This is a genomic window from Mycoplasmopsis columbina (assembly GCF_900660685.1).
GTDB classification, from domain to species: Bacteria; Bacillota_I; Bacilli_A; order Mycoplasmatales; family Metamycoplasmataceae; genus Mycoplasmopsis; species Mycoplasmopsis columbina.
Map to the genome: position 1 here is coordinate 340,427 of NZ_LR215041.1, position 19,518 is coordinate 359,944.

Annotated in this window: 17 protein-coding genes and 1 tRNA gene; 7 read left to right on the forward strand and 11 right to left on the reverse strand. The window is 24.4% G+C overall.

The genetic code is table 4. From position 1 onward, the window contains the following. The first annotated feature begins 179 nt into the window (after positions 1-179). The 3 genes from truB (at position 180) to EXC37_RS01600 (ending at position 3,092) form a co-directional block, all read left to right on the forward strand. Entirely contained in the window at positions 180-1,037 is an 858-nt protein-coding gene (gene truB / locus EXC37_RS01590) for a tRNA pseudouridine(55) synthase TruB (RefSeq protein ID WP_029892150.1), read from the forward strand. Positions 1,038-1,046: 9 nt separating this feature from the next. Further along, positions 1,047-1,895 carry a YcsE-related riboflavin metabolism phosphatase gene (locus EXC37_RS01595; protein WP_029892151.1) on the forward strand — a complete coding sequence of 283 codons (849 nt, stop codon included), beginning with the start codon at positions 1,047-1,049 and terminating at the stop codon, positions 1,893-1,895. Between the two features lie 114 nt (positions 1,896-2,009). Next, the gene (locus EXC37_RS01600; RefSeq protein ID WP_029892152.1) at positions 2,010-3,092 is read left to right on the forward strand and encodes a M42 family metallopeptidase; all 1,083 of its coding nucleotides are present in this window, start codon (positions 2,010-2,012) and stop codon (positions 3,090-3,092) included. A gap of 183 nt (positions 3,093-3,275) precedes the next feature. Here EXC37_RS01600 and EXC37_RS01605 read toward each other — a convergent pair whose 3' ends face one another. Genes EXC37_RS01605 through trpS form a run of 3 tightly spaced genes read right to left on the reverse strand, consistent with a single transcriptional unit; the run spans position 3,276 to position 6,465 of the window. Beyond that, positions 3,276-3,716, reverse strand: coding sequence for an MAG3450 family membrane protein (locus tag EXC37_RS01605; RefSeq protein WP_051660731.1), 441 nt, complete (start codon positions 3,714-3,716; stop codon positions 3,276-3,278). After that, entirely contained in the window at positions 3,709-5,457 is a 1,749-nt protein-coding gene (gene thrS / locus EXC37_RS01610; protein ID WP_029892154.1) for a threonine--tRNA ligase, read from the reverse strand. The genes EXC37_RS01605 and thrS overlap by 8 nt, the downstream gene beginning before the upstream one ends. 9 nt (positions 5,458-5,466) lie before the next feature. Next, on the reverse strand, positions 5,467-6,465 hold the full coding sequence (gene trpS / locus EXC37_RS01615) for a tryptophan--tRNA ligase (RefSeq protein ID WP_029892155.1): 999 nt from the start codon (positions 6,463-6,465) through the stop codon (positions 5,467-5,469). 176 nt (positions 6,466-6,641) lie between these two features. On the opposite strand from trpS, the gene EXC37_RS01620 reads away from it, so the two are divergent. From EXC37_RS01620 to EXC37_RS01630, 3 genes are all read left to right on the forward strand, one after another. After that, positions 6,642-7,403 carry a hypothetical protein gene (locus EXC37_RS01620; protein ID WP_029892156.1) on the forward strand — a complete coding sequence of 254 codons (762 nt, stop codon included), beginning with the start codon at positions 6,642-6,644 and terminating at the stop codon, positions 7,401-7,403. Beyond that, positions 7,393-7,962 (forward strand): hypothetical protein, encoded by a 570-nt coding sequence (locus tag EXC37_RS01625; protein ID WP_029892157.1) that lies wholly within the window; start codon positions 7,393-7,395, stop codon positions 7,960-7,962. Before EXC37_RS01620 ends, EXC37_RS01625 begins: the two co-directional genes overlap by 11 nt. A 251-nt stretch (positions 7,963-8,213) precedes the next feature. Next, entirely contained in the window at positions 8,214-8,579 is a 366-nt protein-coding gene (locus EXC37_RS01630) for a PTS transporter subunit EIIB (protein WP_029892158.1), read from the forward strand. An 82-nt stretch (positions 8,580-8,661) separates the two neighbouring features. On the opposite strand, the gene rplT is transcribed toward EXC37_RS01630, so the two are convergent. From rplT to EXC37_RS01655, 5 genes are all read right to left on the reverse strand, one after another. Then, a complete protein-coding gene (gene rplT / locus EXC37_RS01635; RefSeq protein ID WP_006608898.1) occupies positions 8,662-9,012 on the reverse strand; it encodes a 50S ribosomal protein L20 in 351 nt (116 codons plus the stop codon). Between the two features lie 63 nt (positions 9,013-9,075). Then, a complete protein-coding gene (rpmI, locus tag EXC37_RS01640) occupies positions 9,076-9,264 on the reverse strand; it encodes a 50S ribosomal protein L35 (RefSeq protein WP_006608899.1) in 189 nt (62 codons plus the stop codon). 33 nt (positions 9,265-9,297) lie between these two features. Continuing rightward, on the reverse strand, positions 9,298-9,897 hold the full coding sequence (infC, locus tag EXC37_RS01645; RefSeq protein WP_006608900.1) for a translation initiation factor IF-3: 600 nt from the start codon (positions 9,895-9,897) through the stop codon (positions 9,298-9,300). A 253-nt stretch (positions 9,898-10,150) separates the two neighbouring features. Then, positions 10,151-10,777 (reverse strand): Vmc-like lipoprotein signal peptide domain-containing protein, encoded by a 627-nt coding sequence (locus EXC37_RS01650; protein WP_029892159.1) that lies wholly within the window; start codon positions 10,775-10,777, stop codon positions 10,151-10,153. Positions 10,778-10,798: 21 nt separating this feature from the next. Further along, a complete protein-coding gene (locus EXC37_RS01655; protein ID WP_029892160.1) occupies positions 10,799-11,695 on the reverse strand; it encodes a nucleotidyltransferase in 897 nt (298 codons plus the stop codon). Positions 11,696-11,768: 73 nt separating this feature from the next. Between EXC37_RS01655 and EXC37_RS01660 the strand changes: the two genes are divergently transcribed. Continuing rightward, positions 11,769-11,852: transfer RNA gene (locus EXC37_RS01660), tRNA-Leu, on the forward strand. A gap of 78 nt (positions 11,853-11,930) precedes the next feature. On the opposite strand, the gene EXC37_RS01665 is transcribed toward EXC37_RS01660, so the two are convergent. The 3 genes from EXC37_RS01665 to EXC37_RS01675 all read right to left on the reverse strand — a co-directional run bounded on the left by EXC37_RS01665 (position 11,931) and on the right by EXC37_RS01675 (position 19,399). Next, positions 11,931-12,368 carry a free L-methionine (R)-S-oxide reductase MsrC gene (locus EXC37_RS01665; protein WP_029892161.1) on the reverse strand — a complete coding sequence of 146 codons (438 nt, stop codon included), beginning with the start codon at positions 12,366-12,368 and terminating at the stop codon, positions 11,931-11,933. Positions 12,369-12,429: 61 nt separating this feature from the next. Beyond that, positions 12,430-18,537, reverse strand: coding sequence for an RNA polymerase beta'' subunit family protein (locus tag EXC37_RS01670; protein WP_029892162.1), 6,108 nt, complete (start codon positions 18,535-18,537; stop codon positions 12,430-12,432). Between the two features lie 280 nt (positions 18,538-18,817). Further along, on the reverse strand, positions 18,818-19,399 hold the full coding sequence (locus tag EXC37_RS01675) for a hypothetical protein (RefSeq protein ID WP_029892163.1): 582 nt from the start codon (positions 19,397-19,399) through the stop codon (positions 18,818-18,820). Positions 19,400-19,518: the final 119 nt, after the last annotated feature.

Consider the following 19,518-nt stretch of genomic DNA (forward strand, 5'->3'; position numbering starts at 1 on the left):
TTCTTAAAACTTATATAATATTAACTATGTAATATTATTAATAAGTTTCTTATAATATTACTATATCTTGCTAAAAAAAGAATTAAAAAATTGGAATTTTAAAAAAGTTAAAAAAATATCATTTTTTTACTCTTTTTTAAACTTTTTGACTAAAAAAATTACTTTATAGGAGCATTTATATGTTTTATTTACTTCATAAAAAAAGAGGAGAATCTTCTTTTCAAGCAATTAAAAAATTTGCAAAAGATCAGAAAATTTTAAAAGTTGGTCATACTGGAACTTTGGACCTTTTTGCAACAGGATTATTACTTGTGGCAACCGATGAAGACACAAAATTAATTTCCTATATTGCAGATAAAAATAAAACATATGAGGCGGAAATTAAATTTGGATCTCAGACTGATACTTATGATCTTGAGGGTGAGATAATTAATTATTCAACCAATAAAATAGAAGAAAAAGACTTAATAAAAATTATTGAATGATTAGAAGTTCAAAATAGTCAAATTCCTCCTATTTATAGTGCCAAAAAGATTGATGGCATAAGAAGTTATGAACTAGCAAGAAAAAAAATAAAAGTTGACTTAAAACCTCAAAAAATAAAAGTTGAAAACGTCAAAATTGAAAAATTTAATTTTGACGAACAAACCTTAAAAATAGCTCTATCCGTGTCAAATGGAACTTTTATTCGTTCACTTGCTAATGATTTAGCAATTGCTTTTAATACTTACGGACATTTAATTAGTTTAAAGCGAATAATAATTTCCGATTTTAATATTTCACTTTTGAATAATAAAGAATTTGTTAAAATTGAAAATGCACCCGCTTTTGCAATTTCCACAATTTTTCTTGCTGCTAAAGAGATAAAAAAATTAAAAAATGGCTTTAGTGTAAAAACTTTTTTAGATTTGAAAAATAATGAAGAATATCTAATTGCAGATGAAGAAAGTAAAGCAAATATTTTAGGTATTGTTTATTTTAAAGATAATGAAATAAAAGTAAAAAAATTGTTTGGAAATAAATTAACAAAGTATTAAAAGGAAATTATGACAAGTAAAGAAAAAAAAGAATTGAAAAATCAAATTAGAATGGTTGCTTTTGATGTTGATGGTACCATTTTACCTTTTAGTCAATTGTCTTTTAATCCTAACATTCAAAAAATGTTCAAGGACTTAGAAAAAAATAATATTTATTCTATTATTTCAACAGCCAGAGAATTTATTACAATAGGTAATTTATTAGATCAAATTCCCGAGGCAAACTATTTTATAGGTGCAAACGGAATGTTTGTATATGATTTACAAGCTAAAGAAATTATTTATGAAAAACCTATTAAATTGCAAAATTTAGAACTTTTATATAAAGAAATTTGGGGACACCCTGATTTGGAAAGTCTTACAGTAACTGATTTAAATTGATGTTATCATTCACCAGGAATTAATAAAAATACTTGATTTTTAACTCCTCACCATGCTAAAATGAAAGAAATCAATTTCTTTGAAATTGATTCAAAACATATTCACATAATTACTCTAGGATCTTATAATGAGGAAACTACTACTAGATTAGAAGAATTTGTCAAACATACAATTAGAAAATACAATTTACCATTAGAAATTAATTCTAAATGACACAGAGGACTTTTTGTTACTCCAAAAGGTGTAACCAAATTTACGGCTTTATCATGACTAGCTAATTATTTAGGTCTTGATGCTTCAAAAAATTTAATTGCTTTTGGTGATAGCTCAAATGATTATGAAATGATTAAATACTCTGCTTATGGTGTAGCTGTAGGATGCGAAGACAAATATATTTGTCAAATTGCAAAAGATATTGCTGATGATGTTAAACAAGATGGTACTTATACAAAATTAAAAGATTTACAAATTATCTAATGTCTCATAAAGAGACATTTTTTTATTTCTAATTTCTAAAAGTAATTATTAAATTACTTACTTTTTATATAATTTACGTATTAATTAATATCAAAAAAAGAAAGAGGCAATAAAATGTCAAAATATGAAAAATTGTCTAAAAGACTAAAAGAATATATGACAATCGAAGCCATGAGTCGTTATGAAGAACCTGTTGCACAAGCTTTAAAGAAAAATACTCAAAGCGAAAATTTAGAATTTTCAAGAGACGGATTAGGTTCATTGATTATTAAAACTAAATCAAAACCTGGAACTCCTAAAATTATGATTGCAGCGCACATGGATGAAGTTGGATATTTAGTTAGATCAATTGAAGATAACGGAAACTTATTACTTTCAGTTGTTGGTGGAGTGTGACCTGCGGCTGTAATTGGAACTAAAGCTAGAGTTGTTACAAATAAAGGTGAAAAATCAATTTATGGAATTTTTGGACATACATCAATTCACATTATGTCAGTTGAAAATATGAAAAAAGTTCCAACTACTAAAGAACTTTATGTAGATTGTGGTTTTAAAAGTAAAGAAGAAGCTGTGGAATTTGGAATTGAAATTGGTGACAGAGTTTACATGTCAGGCGAACCACTTGATTTACCAAATGATTTAGTTGCTGGTAAAGCAATGGATAATCGTGCGGGTGTAACTGTTATTGACTTTTTAGCTAACGCAGTTAAAGATTTAGACTTACCAAATGAAACTTATATGGTTGGAACCGTACAAGAAGAAGTTGGTTTAAGAGGGGCAAAAACAAGTGTGTCAATTATTAATCCAGATGTCGCTTTTGCTATTGATACAGGAGCTTCACACGATACAACAAATGCGCCTAAAGGTACACCAAAACTAGGCGATGGAGTTGCTTTATTAATGCAAGATTCAGCAATTTTAACAGATCCAAAATTAGTTGAAATTTTAGTTGAATTAGCTGCAAAACACAACATTCCAGCTTATAAATATATTGCTGAAGGTGGTGGAACTGACGGTTGTGTTTTACAATATGGGTTAGGTGGAGTACCAACTATTACTTTATCAATTCCTCAACGTTATTTACACTCACCAATAGGTGTAGCATCATTAGTTGATATTCAAGCAACATTAGACTTAATTACTGAATTTGTTAAAGTGTTTGATAACGAAATGTTAAAAAGACTTAAAGGTCTATAAAAAAGCAATATATGAAAAAAATACAAGTTCTTAAAACTTGTATTTTTTATTAGAATAATTTAATTTTTTATACTTTTTATTAAAGTAACAAAAATATTAGAATTTTAACTTATTTTTATTTAAGTATCAAAATAGAACAACAAACAAAATCATTAAAGAAAAAAATAAAAATACTAAATTGTTTTACTTAGTATTTATATTTTTTCTATCCTCTTTTTTTGCTACAAAATGATTCGTAATTATTGTTATTATAACAACTAAAATTAGAGCAAGAATTATTCTAGCATAAAGTGGAAAATATTTACTATTGCTAAATGAAGTAAAAATCATAAAACTAAAGAGGAAAATAATAGGAATTGAAAAATTTCAAGAGCGAATACTCAAAATTTTAAATTTAAATAGTAAAAAATTTACTAATAAGGCTATAAAAACGGTTCCTAAGGCAATCAAAGAAACTATTCAATTTTCTTTAATTAATGAATTTCCTATGTCATTAGTTAAAAATATATAAACAAAAGCAAAAGGAATAATTAGAAACAGAATTATAAATAAAGTGGTTATAAAAGCTTTTAAATTTAAATTTTTATTATTAAATTTCTTGTTTTGAATTTTATTTTTACTCATAATTAGCTTTTTTGTTGTGTAACATGGTAATAAATTCTTCTAATGATAAAGTAGTTGTCTCATTTTTACCATATTCACGATATGAAACTGTTTTATCATTAGTTTCATTAGCACCTAAAATCACTTGATATTTAACTTTTGAAGTTTGAGCATCACGAATTTTCTTGTTTAATCTCTCATCACGATCATCTAATTTAACTCTAAAGTTGTGATCAAATAATTTATTTGTCACTTCTTGTGCATAAGCAAGATTTTCTTCATTATTAACAGGAATAACACTGATTTGTTTTGGCGCTAATCAGAAAGGTAAAATACCTTTAGTTTGTTCCAATAAAATAGCAACAAATCTTTCATAAGTACCAATTAAACCACGGTGAATCATCACTGGACGTTTTTCTTGACCATCTTTATCAGTGTAGTGAATATCAAAGTTTTTTGGTTGTAAGAAATCTAGTTGAATGGTTGAAACTGTCACTTCATGTCCAAGTGCTGTGTGAATTTGTATATCAATTTTTGGTCCATAAAAAGCAGCTTCACCTTCAACAATTTCATATTTAACTTGCATGTCATCTAAAGCTTTTTTAAGCATTCTTTCGGCTGAATCTCACATTTGATCATCATTGAAATATTTATCTTTTTCATTTTTATCTCTTAATGAAAGTGAAATGTAACTAATTTCAATTTTAAAAATAGTAAGTATTTCTTGAATCAATTGATACATTAATTTAATTTCACTTTCAATTTGGTCTTCTCTAACAAAAAGATGACCTTCAGTTAAGAGCATTCCCCTTACTCTTTCAAGTCCTGTTAGTGCACCTGATTTTTCATAACGATAAAGTTGGCTTTGTTCTGAATATCTAATTGGCAAATCACGATATGATCTTTTTTCCATTCCATAGCAGATAATGTGGTGTGGACAGGTCATTGGGCGCGGAATTAATCTTTCTTTTTCAACTACCATTGGTGCGAACATATCTTCTTTATAGTGATTTAAGTGCCCACTAATTTTATAAAGTTCTTCATTTCCAAAGTGCGGAGTAAGCACTTCTGTAAAACCATATTTACGATCAAGTTTTAAAACTAAATTACGTATTTCATTATGAATATACATTCCATTTTCTAATCAAATTGGTAATCCTTGACCAGTTAAATTATCGAAAGCAAAGATTTTCTGTTCTTTTCCAATTTTTCTATGATCTCTTTCTTTACGTTCCGCAAGAATAGTTAAGTAATTATCTAATTCTTCCTTGTTGTATCATGAAGTACCATAAATTCTAGTTAGTTGAATATTATCGCTATTTCCTCTTCAGTATGCTCCTGCAAGTGAAAGCAATTTAAAATGTTTAATTTTTTTAGTATCTTCAGTATGATTACCAGCACAAAGATCTTTGAAAACAATTTCTTTGTTCAAAGGATCTTGCAATGCATAAAAAGTAATTTCTTTTCCTTGCGCTTTTAGTTCATCATAAAGCTCTTGTTTATAAGGCTTATTGGTAAAATCGTATTCACTTTCAGGAATTTGAATAGTAACCAAATTTCTTGAAGCTAATTTTTTCATTAGCTTTTCGATTTTATTTAATTCTTCTACACTTAAAGGTGTTGGAAATTCAAAATCATAGTAAAAACCTTCATCGGTAGCTGGTCCAAAACCTAATTTGACACCAGGATAAAGTATTTCTACAGCTGCACCTAACAAGTGACTTGTAGTATGGTTTAATTGTTTATCAGCATTAATTTTCATGTTTAATCCTTAGTTAAATCCCATTTTAGTTTTTAATTCTTGAACAATTGGAGCACAAATTGCTTTTGCTTTTAGAGCTCCCGCTTTAACAACTTGATCTACAAGTTGTTTTGCTTTTTCATAATTAGTTTGAATTTTTACTAATTCATCTTTAACGCTTTGTGCTACAGCACTTTTAAAAATAGCATAATTTGCATCTTTAAATTTTGCTTCAGCTTCTTCAAGCGTCAGATCATTTAGTGCCGCGTAAATATGAAGTAAGTTTAAAATACCAGGTTTATTTTCGTCAATATAAACTTTGTTTTCAGAATCAGTAACAGCTTTTAAAATCTTTTTGTAAGCTACTTCTGGATCATCATGCAAGTAAATCGTGGCTTTTGTGCTTTTTTCACTCTTTGACATTTTGCTAAGAGGATCTGTTAATGATTTAATTCTGGCTCCAACTGGAGGTACAATACCTTGTGGAATTTTGAAATTAGTTTTGTAATTTTTATTTAGTCTCTCCCCAATAGTTCTAGTCAATTCTAAATGTTGTCTTTGATCTTCACCTACAGGAACAACATCAGCATTATAAATTAAAATATCAGCAGCCATTAAAACTGGATACATTAGAAGTCCAACAGGAATTTTTTCTGTACCATTATCTTGTTTAATTACTTTTTGAGCTTTGTCTTTAAACTGCGTCATACGATTTAATTCGCCAATTGAAACTTCGCTTGTCATCAATCATTGCGCTTCTGCATGTTCGACAATATCACTTTGAAAAAAAATTGTTGATTTAGCTGGATCTAAACCACATGCTAAATACATAGCTACAATTTCATATCTTGCTTTATAAAGCTCCTTTGGATCTACTGAACCCGTTGTTAAAGCATGTAAGTCAGCTACAAAAAAGTAAGCATCATATTTTTCTTGTAATTTAACAAAGTTTTTTAAGGCTCCAATGTAGTTACCTAAAGTTAAATCACCAGTTGGTTTAATTCCGCTAATTAATCTTTGTTTTGCCATAATAAATTCCTTAACTAAGTATATTTATAAATATAAGTATATATATTTTAGTTAAATTTAAAATTTACTTTTTTACTTTTTTAAAGTCTGCTAATTTGAAGTAATAAAAAGTCTGCTAATTTGAAGTAATAAAAAGTCTGCTAATTTGAAGTAATAAAAAGTTATAATTAAGCATTATGAAAATACCGCAGTTAATTATTAAACTTTTAAAAGAAATAAAAAATGAATTTTCAAACTATGAAATGGTATATAAGCCTTCAGGTTCAAATAAATTGCAAATTGATTATCATATTATGAATGCATACAGATTTCAAAGCGATATAGATTTAATGTTAATTTTAAATTTTGACAAAGTTTCGAAAGATTTTTTAATTTCAACCTATAAAAAAGTACTTAACGAAATTTATGATTTAGTTTTTAAATATCAAAACGAATTTGATAGTGTAAAAAAATATCCTGGTATGATAAGAGTCAAATATAAACAAAGAATTTATGATTTAGCTCTTATTTATATGAAAAATGGTAAAAATTACACAATTGACAATATGTTTGATACCTTGAAAGAATCAGAAAATGATCAATTAGTTAATAAAGTAAAAAAAGAAATCAAAAAATACAAATTTTTAAAAGAAACACTAATTTTTATTAAAACGCTTTCATCTTTATATAGAGTTTATGATTACCGTTTACCTAAAGGTATATTCTTAACATTATTGATTTTAGAAGTTTATCAAGATGAAAAAAATCTTGAATGAACAATTTATAAAACTATTGAAAAATTGTATAAATTATTGATAAAAAATCTTGATACAGAAAAAATTATTCTTCAAAATGTAATAATGAAAATTAAATTTACGCAACTTGAAAGAAAAGCGTTTGCGTCTATTTTAAAGAACTTTATGGAACAAAAGAAAGTTACAAATATTTATGACAAATAAAGAAATTAAAATTATTTTTCTTGGTGGAATGAGTGAATCTGGTAAATCAACTGCTGGAGTTTATTTTCAAAGCACGCTAAATTATGAGAGATTGAAAATTATAAAAATTGAAAAAGAACTAATGGATTATTTTCAAATTGATTATACTGGTAATAAAGAAAATTTTTCTAATGCATTAGAAAAGCTTTATCAACAAGATGGTATATATAAACTTTTTCTTGAAAAGATCTTAAATTATTCAAATGGAAAAAATGTAACATTAGAATCATTATATAGTTCTGAAATTTTTACTAATATATCTAATTTACATAGTCGAACGTATTGTTTTTATTTTGAAACCAATAAAAATTTAAGAATGTTAAGAGAATTTGTTAAGATTAATTTAGAAAATCCTATGCCACATTGTCGTTTTGTTAAACATTTCGAAACAAAAGAAAATTTCAAACGTCAACATAATGCACACTTAGTTAAAGAAGTTGCTACGCATATTATTAACAATGATGATTCAAAAGAAAGTTTTTATTCTAAATTAAAAGATATTGAAAAATCATTAAATTAAAAAAATAATATGTTATTAATTAAAATAGCATAAAATTTAGTTATAAACAATGCATTTTGTTTAATTACTAGAAGAACCAGGATGTCTTAGAACATCTCATGATAGCCAAACCATTTAAAAGTGGTTACAGCTGAAAGGGAGAAAAGTCTTATGTTAACAGGGCTTTTCTCTATTTTTTAATAGAAAAGTTTACTTAAATAAATAGGTAAAGATAAATTATTTTAATTAATTTTCTTTATAATAGTACTAATATGAAAGCAAAAGATAAATTATTAATTGGGTTTTATACTGTTATAACTTTAGGTTTATGTTGAGTATATTGAAAGAAACAAGCCAAGAAAAAATCAATTGAAGAAGTTAAAAATCAAGAACTACCAAAATATATTAATTTAGACGAATTAATCTTATTATTAGGCGGAAAAGAAAACATTAAAAGTATAAATTCTTCGCTATCGAATTTAAAGTTGGAAATTAATAATCGTTCATTAGTCGAAACTAAAAAACTTAGCGAATTAAAATATGTTTCAGGAATAATGGTTGGTGATAAAAAAATTTCACTTGTAGTTGGTGATGATGCCACTGCTATTTCAAAAGAATTAAGTAAAAAAATTATCTAAATCAAACTTTTTTGTTATTAGAACAAAAAAGTTTTTTAAAAAAGAAATATAAAAAAAACTAGCACACATGCTAGTTAATTTATTATTTTGCTGCTTTAACAATTTCAACTAATTGTGAAAATACTTTAGGTTCGTTAATAGCTAATTCAGAAAGCATTTTACGGTTGATTAAAATGTTTGCTTTTTTCAATCCGTTAATGAATTGTGAATATGATAAGTTTTCTGCACGAACTGCAGCATTAATACGAGCGATTCATAATTTTCTAAAATTACGTTTTACTTGTTTACGGTCTCTAAAAGCGTATGTTCATGACTTAACAACTGCTTGTTTAGCAACTTTATAACCGATTGATTTGTGTCCAAAATATCCTTTAGCAAGTTTTAATCATTTTTTACGTCTTGCTCTTGTAACTGTTCCGCCTTTTACTCTCATGTCTAATTTCCTTTTCTAATTTAATTTATTTGAAATAAGTTCTAAGTTGAATAAAAGTGTCAATTAGAACATTGCTTTAAATCTTTTAAGATCTGAAGCATGCATTAAAGCACGTTTACGTGATTGACGTTTTTGTTTTGTAGTTTTATTTTGGGCTAAGTGTGAACGGTAAGCTTGCTCACGCATAACTTTTCCAGTTCCGGTTACTTTAATACGTTTTTTAAGAGCGCTTTTTGTCTTCATTTTTGGCATAATTTGCTCCTCCTGCGAAGTAAAGTGTGACAATTATTCTTCATCAGAATCATCATCAGCTTCAATTTCGACTTTAGCTTCTGTGTTTGTAGTTGATTTATCTACTAAGTTATTCTCTTTTTTGTATTTAGCAATTTTAACTTTATTAGGTTGCAAATACATGTCTAAGAAACGTTCATTAACTAATGTCGCCTCTTTAGTTATATCTGCAATATCTTCAAGTGACTGATAAAACTTTTCAAGAGTAGCATGTCCTAATTCTTGACGTGCTAATTCACGACCTCTAAATTTCAAACTAACTTTAATTCTATCCCCATCAAGTAAAAATTCTCTAGCTTTTTTACTTTTGACATTTAAATCATGAATTCCAATCATTGGTGTCAATCTAATTTGGCGATTTTGAATAATAGTTTGTTTTTCTTTAGCCGCTTTTTGTTTTTTCTTACGTTCATATTTGAATTTTCCATAATTCAAAATACGGGCGATTGGTTTTGGTTCAACACTAATTAAAACTAAATCTAAACGTTGTTCCTTTGCCATTTCGATAGCTTGACGAGTTTCAAGTACACCGATTTTTTCGCCATCTTCCCCAATAACAAACACTTTTTTAAATGGAATATTTTGATTAATCATGTGTTCGGCTTGAGGTTTTTTACTTTTGCTGTTTGTTTGTATAATAAACTCCTAAATAGATAAATGATATAAAAAAGTAAAAGAGGTCTCAACTCTTTAACTACTATTAAATTAAAGACTTTAATTGTAGCAAGAACCCAAGGCTATGGCCATCAGGTGAGAATTTAATCTACTTTCTGCAATTAAAAAATTGCATACATATTTTAGCACATGTATGCAAAATTTAATAAATATATTTATTAATATCTAATACTTAATTATTAGTACTAGGTTTTTGATAATGATATTGTGCCTTTTGATCTAAGTTAAATTGATAAGCTTGTACAATACTTAACCCTTTAGCTACTTCTGCGGTATATGAAAAATGTGTATGTTGTGAACCATAGTTAATTACATTCTGTACAGGAATTTCAATTCCTGTAACAGCATATCTATTGATTTCTTTATGATAAATATCAATAATCAAATAAGGCTGATTATTGATATCTAAAGTTGATTTATAGACATATTCGTATTTGTCATTTAATTTTTCATCATCGAATTTAAAAATTAACAATTTTCTTGCAATTAAATAATCTGCTGTAAATTTATCTTGTGTAGCAGGATCTGATGGAATTTGATTCAGTTGGTCTTCAATAATTTCACCTCTGTATCTCAATTGGTTCTCTTGAGCTAATGCTTGAATTTGCGTCAATTCATTCTGTAAATCATTTTGATTTGTTGTTAGACTAAAGGCTTTAGCATTAATTGCATCATTTATTTCTTTTTTTACTTGAGAAAAAGTTATGCCGTTTTTGTTATTATTGCATGATGAAGCAATTAAAGCGATTGAAGGTAAAGTAATTATTGATGTTGTAGTTAATATTTTTTTAATTTTCATGAATTTAACTTTCTACAATTTCTATTTTCATTTTTTATTAATAATTCAAGCCATAATTCTTTTAATTCGACTAGCAGTGTAACGTTTAGAAGTACATGCTTGAACAAAATCTTGATAGCTTTTTAAGTGTAAGTGTTTTAGAAATAAATTTTCAATTCCTTCAGTTACTAAAGGAATTTTTTTAATTTTATCTAAATTTGTTTTTAACATAATTTTTTGAAATTTCTTATAGTATTTATCTATTTTATATACTTTTTTGATTTTTAATGGGGAATAATAAGAAATATCTTCTTTTTTTTGAATTTTTTCTCTCAAAAAAGTTGCAGAAGCATATTTATCGCTTGTTTCTAATGAATGATAACCAATATTTCGCTGAAGAGTAAAAATTTTAATTTTTAAACTATTATTAATAATATGTTTTACATATTCAAAACCTAAAATGTCATTAGGTTGAATAAAATTTTTACCTTTTAAATCTAGTAGAGTTTGTGCATATGCTTTAGGATAGGCCATTTTTTCTTTTTTTAAATAGTATTTAATTTTTTGATCAAACTGAATTTTGTTATTTTTTAAAAAAATAGCAAGATCAATCATTTCTTGAACATTATTACTTTCGCTACCAAAAACTAACTTATCTATTTTATATTTATAGAGTTTATTAATAGCATTTTTAGCAAAAATATGTGCAGCTTGAACTCCCTCTTTAAAAGAAAGCTTTAAAACTTTATTGACTCCATATTTTTTAGCAATTTTTTTACGATTCTTAAAAGAAGCAACAATTAATTCACCGCGTTGTGAAAATTTATTGCTCATTACAACAATGATTTTGTCATTGGGAAAATTTTTTTTGATTCACTCTAATTGTCTGATATGTCCATTGTGAAATGGATTGTATTCTACCACTATTCCAATTGCCATTTACTACCTTTCTAATTAATCATATAAAAAATGTATGTTTTTATAAAAAATTCATTATAATAATTTAACAAATGCCCGGATGGTGAAATGGTAGACACCGTAGACTCAAAATCTACTGCTGAAAGGCGTGCAGGTTCAAGTCCTGTTCCGGGTACCAAATGTTTATAACATCATTAAAATTAAAAAAATATGCTTAAAACAAGCATATTTTTTTAATTTTCCAAAAGATATTTATTTAAAGTAAATTAGTCAATTTTTCTTCTAAAATTTTAGCAATTATTAATAACTGTTTTTGAGTCTTTTTGTCAAATCTTTTTTCTATTGGTGCATCAATATCTAAGACTCCAAATAATTTGCCTTTAACAATTAAAGGAATAACCATTTCACTTTTTGAATTTTCATCACAAGCAATATGATCTGGAAAAGTGTGAACATTATCAACAACAACAGGTTCTTTTGTTCTTGCGGCATAACCGCAAACACCACGATTAAACAATATTTCTGTGCAGGCAATTTTTCCTTGAAAAGCATGCAAATAGAGTTTTTCATCTTCATTAATATAAAATCCAGCTCAATTTAAATTTTCAAAATGTTGAAAAATAAATGCTGAAGTATTGGCTAAAGTTGTATAGATTTTAGTGTCATTTTCAATTAAATTTTTATATATTTGCATTTTACTTCCCCTACTAATACATGTAAATTATTTTACATTTTAAAAAAACAAAAATGAATTTTTATCTTTTAAAATTATTTTTATTTCTTTTTCTAATTAGTATATACATTAATCCTAAAGTTATAATAGTTATAACAAAAAGAATGCTTGGATGAATTAAAAAATTTTTATGGTTTCTAAGATTAAGAGCACTAATAATAACTTGGGGTAGAGAATTAACTTTGATGTTTAAATCTGAATATGATAATTTACTCTTACCATTTTTATCAAATGAATTAAAATAGTCTCTAAATCTTATTTCTCTTATTAAGTTCATTAAAGGAAGTTCATATTTTTCTTCCACTTTAATTAAATTATAAATGGAAAAATTAAACTCTTTAAAGTCATGTTTTAACAAAGCAGTAATTAAAGAAAAGTATTTATCTATTTTTTCATTCAAGTAATTAAATTTTTTAATTTCATCACTAAAAATTATTTTTTCATTTTCACTTAGTTGTTTTATAAAAATTTCAAAACTAGATTTTTGACTCATTAATAATGTTTTAAAAATTTTGTTAGAAAAATTAAACACTGAAGAATTTTTATAATTTTCAAAAGAAAGACTAACTGATTTAAAAAATTGTATAAATTGATTAGCTTTTAAAATTTCTAAATTAACTTTTTTAATAGAAATTAAAGTACTATTTTTATCTTTTTTATCTATAAAAATTTTAAAATTATTTAATTCTTTTCGAATATTTCTGATAGTTAATTCACTAACATTTTTTTCATTATTTAATTTAAAAATCTTTTGCATTGTAATATCTAATTTTTCAGCAATTTCTTTAATATCTTTAACACTTAAATTTTGTGAATTTAATTTGTCGTCTAGATTACTTAATTTAAGAGTAGTTTTTAAAATGTTTAAATCATTTTCTTCAATGTATTTAAAATTATTATTTAGTAGGTTTATTTCATGTTCTTTGTTTCGATCTAAATCTTTAATTTCTTCAAGGAAATTCAGAAATTCAATAAACAATTTTGTTTTATCCAATTTATGTATAAATAGGCTTTTTTCATCAAAAGAAAAATTTTCAATATTATTAATTAATTTTTTAAACATTTCTTTTAAATAATTTTTAAAAAAAGCAATAAGTTTAAATATTTGAGCACTATTTAAATTTGGTTCATTTACTACATTAAAATCTTTTATTTTTTCTATTTCTTTAGTATCAAACAATTGACCGTGAATTAATTTTTCCATTATATTAGTAATAAAGATATGTTCTTTTTTAGAAATTTCATCAAATTTTTCATAATAACTATCATTTTGAAAAATTTGGTTTTGATTGATTAGTTCAATAACTAATTTCATTGTATTATCTAATTCTCTAAATGTATTAAAAACTTGTTCAGTTAGTTGATTATTAGAATTTAAAATATATTCGTAATTTGAATTAATAATATCTTTTCTTGCATCAAGTTTTTGATAATTGTTTAAATTTTGAAGAGTTTCAATATCATGAAGAATTTTTTCTTTAATTTGATTTGTAAAATTTGCTTTTGAAAAAAATTCTTCAATTTTTTCAATTAATGAATATTCATTTACAAAGTTTAAATAATTTAATTCATTAATTTTTTGATTGAAATAATCTTTTTCAGCTTGACTTAAATAAACTAAATCTTGAATTTTTTCAATTCTATTTTTCTTAATTTCATTTATTACAGTTAATCCATTTGTTATTTGTTTGAAATTGTTAATAACAAAAGTTCTAAATTCACTTGATTGAATTGATTCCAAATTATTTTTACTTGATTGTAAATTAAAAGTAACTGTTAATTTTCCACTTAAATCACTATAACTAATTTGAAGATTTACTATTTTAGCTAAGTTTGGATTATATATTGAATTTAATAAATTTTCAACTTCTAAATTTGTAAAAGATGAAGCTAATCTAGATTTTTTATTTGCAAAAAGATTATCTATTTGATCTTGATATTTATTAAACAAATTATTCAATCTCATTTCTTCTGTTAAAAAGTTTCTTCAAATGATAGTTTTAGTTAAATTTGATGTTATTTGTTCATTTCCTTCATATTTAGATAATAAATGAAATGTTGCTCTAAGAGAACCATCAATATCATTTCCTTCATAATTATTCAAAATAATTTTTGCTCCATGACCAAAAGTTTTTTTATCTTTATCTAATTCATTATGTTCAAAAGTATTTGAATCGAATACAGAATTTATTACTTGTTCAAGTCTATTTGAAAGATTTTCCAATGTTATTTCACTAGGATTTAAATTTTTATCACTATCTTTTCAAATATTTTCTAAAACCACAAGTAAATTTGGATTTTCTAAAATTTCATCCAACCTTTCACTTTCTTTTTTAAAATGATTTAATTCAATTACAGTATTTTCATTTGAAATTGAATTAATGTTTAAATTGTTTTTAATAACTTCTGGATTAGCAGAAAAAATAACAAAAGGAATTCTAATTTTTCCTTCTTCTTGATTTAATTTGTTTTTTAAACTATTTTCTATTTGTAAATCTCAGAGTTTAAAACCAATGAACAATTTTAAATCTCTTAAATAATAATAATCAAAGATATTACTATTAAAATCTATAGGTTTCAAAATAGTTTGATCTAAGGTTTCAGCTTGATAATTATCAATTCTTATTTTTAATTTATTTAATTCATGATTTCTTAATTTAAAATAACTATATAGTGAGTAGTTACTACTATTTGGAATAGATATGTCGATAAGAAAATTTTTATTGTTTATTTTTTTAGAAACATCATTTATTCTTTCTTGTTCATCAACATAAGAATACAATTTATTATTTTCATCTTTTTTAAAGGCAAAAACAGCATCAGTATATTTAACATCTTCATAGCTATCTAGAGTTGATTCTATATTGTAATTTAAATATCATTCTCCATTTTGATTATTTTTGTTTGCTTCATGAACAGATACTACTTTAGCATTAAACTGAGTGAAATAATCATTTAATATTTTGATAATTTCTTCTCTATTTATTTCAGTAGGAAATTTTTTGTAAAAACTACTTAATTTTGGTAAAAGTGTTTTATCGGCGTGATTATTTGCAATTAATTTTAGATAAAGGTTTTTCAATCTTAAAAATTCAGTTTGAAAACCAGTGAATGTTTCGTTTCATACTCCGCCTTCAAATCATTGATTTGTATTAGGATTAAAAACTTCATATTCAATTTTTAATGAACCATTTTCACCATTTTTATCGTTTATTTCAATAATTTTTTTAGCTCTAGCTTGTCATTTTGAATAATTTTCTATAACTGAGTTTTCATTTTTTGAAAATGTAAAAATAAATTTATTTAAAGGTGCTTTAGAGGCCTTAATTTCTTTTCTATTTCCATCAAATGTTACACGTTCAATTTGATAACCATTTAATTGATTTTTATTTGCTTTCAATTGATTTAAATAATTAATAATTTCATTCAAAGAAGTTAATTGTTTTGAAACCAAATGTAGTTTTAAATCATTGTTTTGCTCTATATTTAAGTTTTGAATGTTTAACAAATTTGCTACTTGTTCAAGAATATGACTAAAATTTGATTTTTCACTTGATTTAGCTTTTAAATAAATAGTGTGCTTTAAAACCTCTTGATTTTCTTTAAATGCAGGAATGATATTACTTTTAGTCAAATCGTTGTATTCTTGAGCTTCAAGTAAAATTTCATTAACATTTGAAAAATCAGATTCTTTATCAATTTTATTTTTAAAATATTTTTTTACTTCACTATCTAAATAGTTTAATTTATCTAATTTGTTTTTTGTTTCGATTTTTAAGTTATTTGTTAACCTATTTTCTAATCTTTTTTTAGTTTCTATAAGTGTATTTTTCATTTCTGTTCATGAACTTATTAAGTTATTACGATAACTATCTGTGTTAGTATTTTTATTAACTGCATAATAGATTCAATCAATGTTATTTGTATTTTTAGATTTTCTACTAATTCCATTATTTGCTAATGATTCAACAGTGTTTTCTGTATTTGGAGAGTTAAAAAAAGAAGAAAATTCACTTATTTTTTGAATTCATTCATCTTTTAAAATTTGAATTCGTGATTTTAAATTACTTCAATCTAAACTATTTGTATTTCTTAATTCATTTTCATAGTTTTCATATAGCAATAATTCAAATAATTTTGGACTATCATAAATGTTATTTTCTATATTTTTGTTATTTATATTCAAGTTAGAAATGTTTTTTTGAACAGAAATTTGATTATTTATATCATCTGCAGTTTGATTGATATTTTTTAAAATTTCTTTAGCTTTTTCTATATTTAATTCTAATTGATCAATTAAATTGGAATCATTTATTTGTTTTAATAAATATTTTGCTTCATTTTCATTTAACTTATTGACTCTTTCTTGTGATGATGCGCGTGCTCATAAATGAATAAAAGTTTGTAAATTATTTTTATAAAGTCTTCTTTGTTTTTCTAATTCTTCTGTCAAATATGGAATAGTTTTTTTAAAATTTATAAATTCATTCAAAAAATAAGCATTTATAGCAATTAAAATAAATTCAACACTGAATTTTTTAGAATTTTTTAAACTCTTGTCATTGCTATTTTTAAATTTTTCTAATTTTTCTTTAATTAAATTAATAAAATCTTCTTTAGAAAAGGCATATAAAGGTGAATTCGAATTAAAACCAAGATAAGGTATTTTATTTTGGCGAACACTTCTTAGAACTTCTCTCATATCATTTAAATAAATATCATCATTAAAAAATCTATAGGCTAATAATGGTCTTTCAGAATTAAATGTTGGTAAATCTTCATCTACCGATCCAATATAGTGAACTAAAGTTGGTGGTGCATATTTTCCATGGGGATCAGAAAGATTAGGAATTGTTCAAGAATTTGCTCAACGGTGAAAAAATATTTTAATTTTATTAGCATATTCATAAATTTCTTCTTTACTTAGTGAATGACTTAAAAATTTTGGATGAAATTCATTTCTTAACGTTTGATATTCATTAATCAGTCTAGTATAGTAATCTTTAACTTTGCTAATATCACTATTTGATAGCGTTTTATCTCCTTTGTAATAATATGTTCATTTATTTCAAGTCAAGATATTTTGAATAGAAATTAAACGTTTTCTGAACACTCCATCTTCACCCTGAGTGTTATAGACGAAATTTTTAATATAATCTGATTTTGATTTATCAAAAACGTTTGTATTTCATGAGTTTATATAGAATTTTTCTCATTGCGGTAACACTCATCCATTCGGAACTGCATATTTTCGATTATTCGTTAAAATTGCGAAATCTAAAGTATCTATAGATGTTGAAATAAAATTGTTTAATGGAATAAATGAAATTTGATTTTGCAAATTGATAAATTTATTGTAAATATTTTTTAATTTAATTTGTAATCTTGAAAGATCTCAATTAGTACTTTGTTCTTTTATTTCTTTGTGTAAATTTACTAATTCATTTCAACTGGCTCAGATTCCAACATTGTTTTTGTAAATGCTATAAGTGTAATCCTTTAAGTATCTATCAATCAAGTTTAAGAGTTGATTTTTTTGTAAATCTAAAATTCTTTTTAAAAACAAGTTATTATTAGAATTATTTCTAATATCAAACTCACTAGGCAAATAAGTCATATTCGAAATATCATCAATATATTTATAAGCTTCTAAATAAATATTTTTTTCTTCTTGATTTGAGATATTTACCAATTGATTTTTAATTGATAAGCTGCTAGTTAATTTAAAAATTTTTGTGTCTTTGTCATAAATAAAGCTATAAAAATTATTTAATCTATTTCAGTTTTCTGAATTTGGATCATTTTCATCTAACTGAATTTTTCAAAGAAAATTATTATTTGTGTTATTTTCTTTGAAATTTATATCAGAAGATAATAAAAGTTTGATTTGTCTTTTAACTGTTTGTTGTTCTTGATTTTTTCTTAAATATTTAGAATCATTGATTTTAGGTAGTTCTAAAATTTTTTCAAAACATTTATCAAAATTAATTAAGGAATTGCTTCCTATACATTCATCTTTATCGCTTTTTAATTTAAACAAACTAATAATTAAATTTGGAGATTTAAAATCTTTATTTATGTAACTGTTAGCTAATTCTAATTTAACCCTTGTTACGAGAAAATAATTCACTTTGTATAAAGTAAGGCGACTGTATTTATTTTCAACTAAATAGTTTGCACCAACAAAAGCTGACTGGTTTTTTATTTCAACATTTTCTAAACTTTTATCATTTATGTTTGTGGAAAAAATAAAAGAAAATTTATTTCTTCTTACGTTTTCATTGTTTATTTTAAATACTAAAAATGTTCCATTTTTCTCTTTTAATTTGTTTTCATTTACAAAATTTTGAAAATTTATGTTTTTTTGACTTAAACTACTATATTTAAGTCAAAAAGGTAAAGAATCATTGTTAGTAGTAATTGTTCTTGGAATAAGTTTGAATTTTTTTCAAAGTTAGTGAATTTGATTGATTTTTTCAAATTTCTAAATTACCTTCTCAATTTTCATTGTTAATCTCAGGTAAATTAAAGTTAATTTCACTTAATGAATTATTAAATGAATTTTTAACTTTTAATTTTATGTTTTTATTAATTTTTAAATCGTCAGAAATAAAAATTACAAAATAAGGATTTGATGCATATTTTTTTTCACCATCTTCTTCATAAGTATAATTACTGTTAAAATCTGCGGTTCATTCTACAACATTATTTGTGAGAATTTTATAATTTAAATTACTACTGTTTTGAACGTAATTTAGATTTTCATTAATACTTAATTCTTTATTATTTTCTAAATTGTCCAATAAAAAAGAATGTTTGGAAAAGTTCTTTTGTTCAAACACAGAATTTAAATATTCAAAATTTTCAATTGCATCAAAAATATTATTTGAAGTATTTTTTAATGCAATATTTAAAAAGTTAAAGGTGGTAAAAGTAAAAAGTCCACCTGTTAAAGTTAAAACTTTAGTAAGATTTTTTGATTTGTGTGTCATAATAAAAGCTCCTTTTCCCTTTTGGCGCTCAATTTTTTAATAAATATGTATAAAATGCCAAAAGCAACAAGAAAATTATAAAAAAATAGTTAAATGCATAACTTTTTTAAAGTTTAATT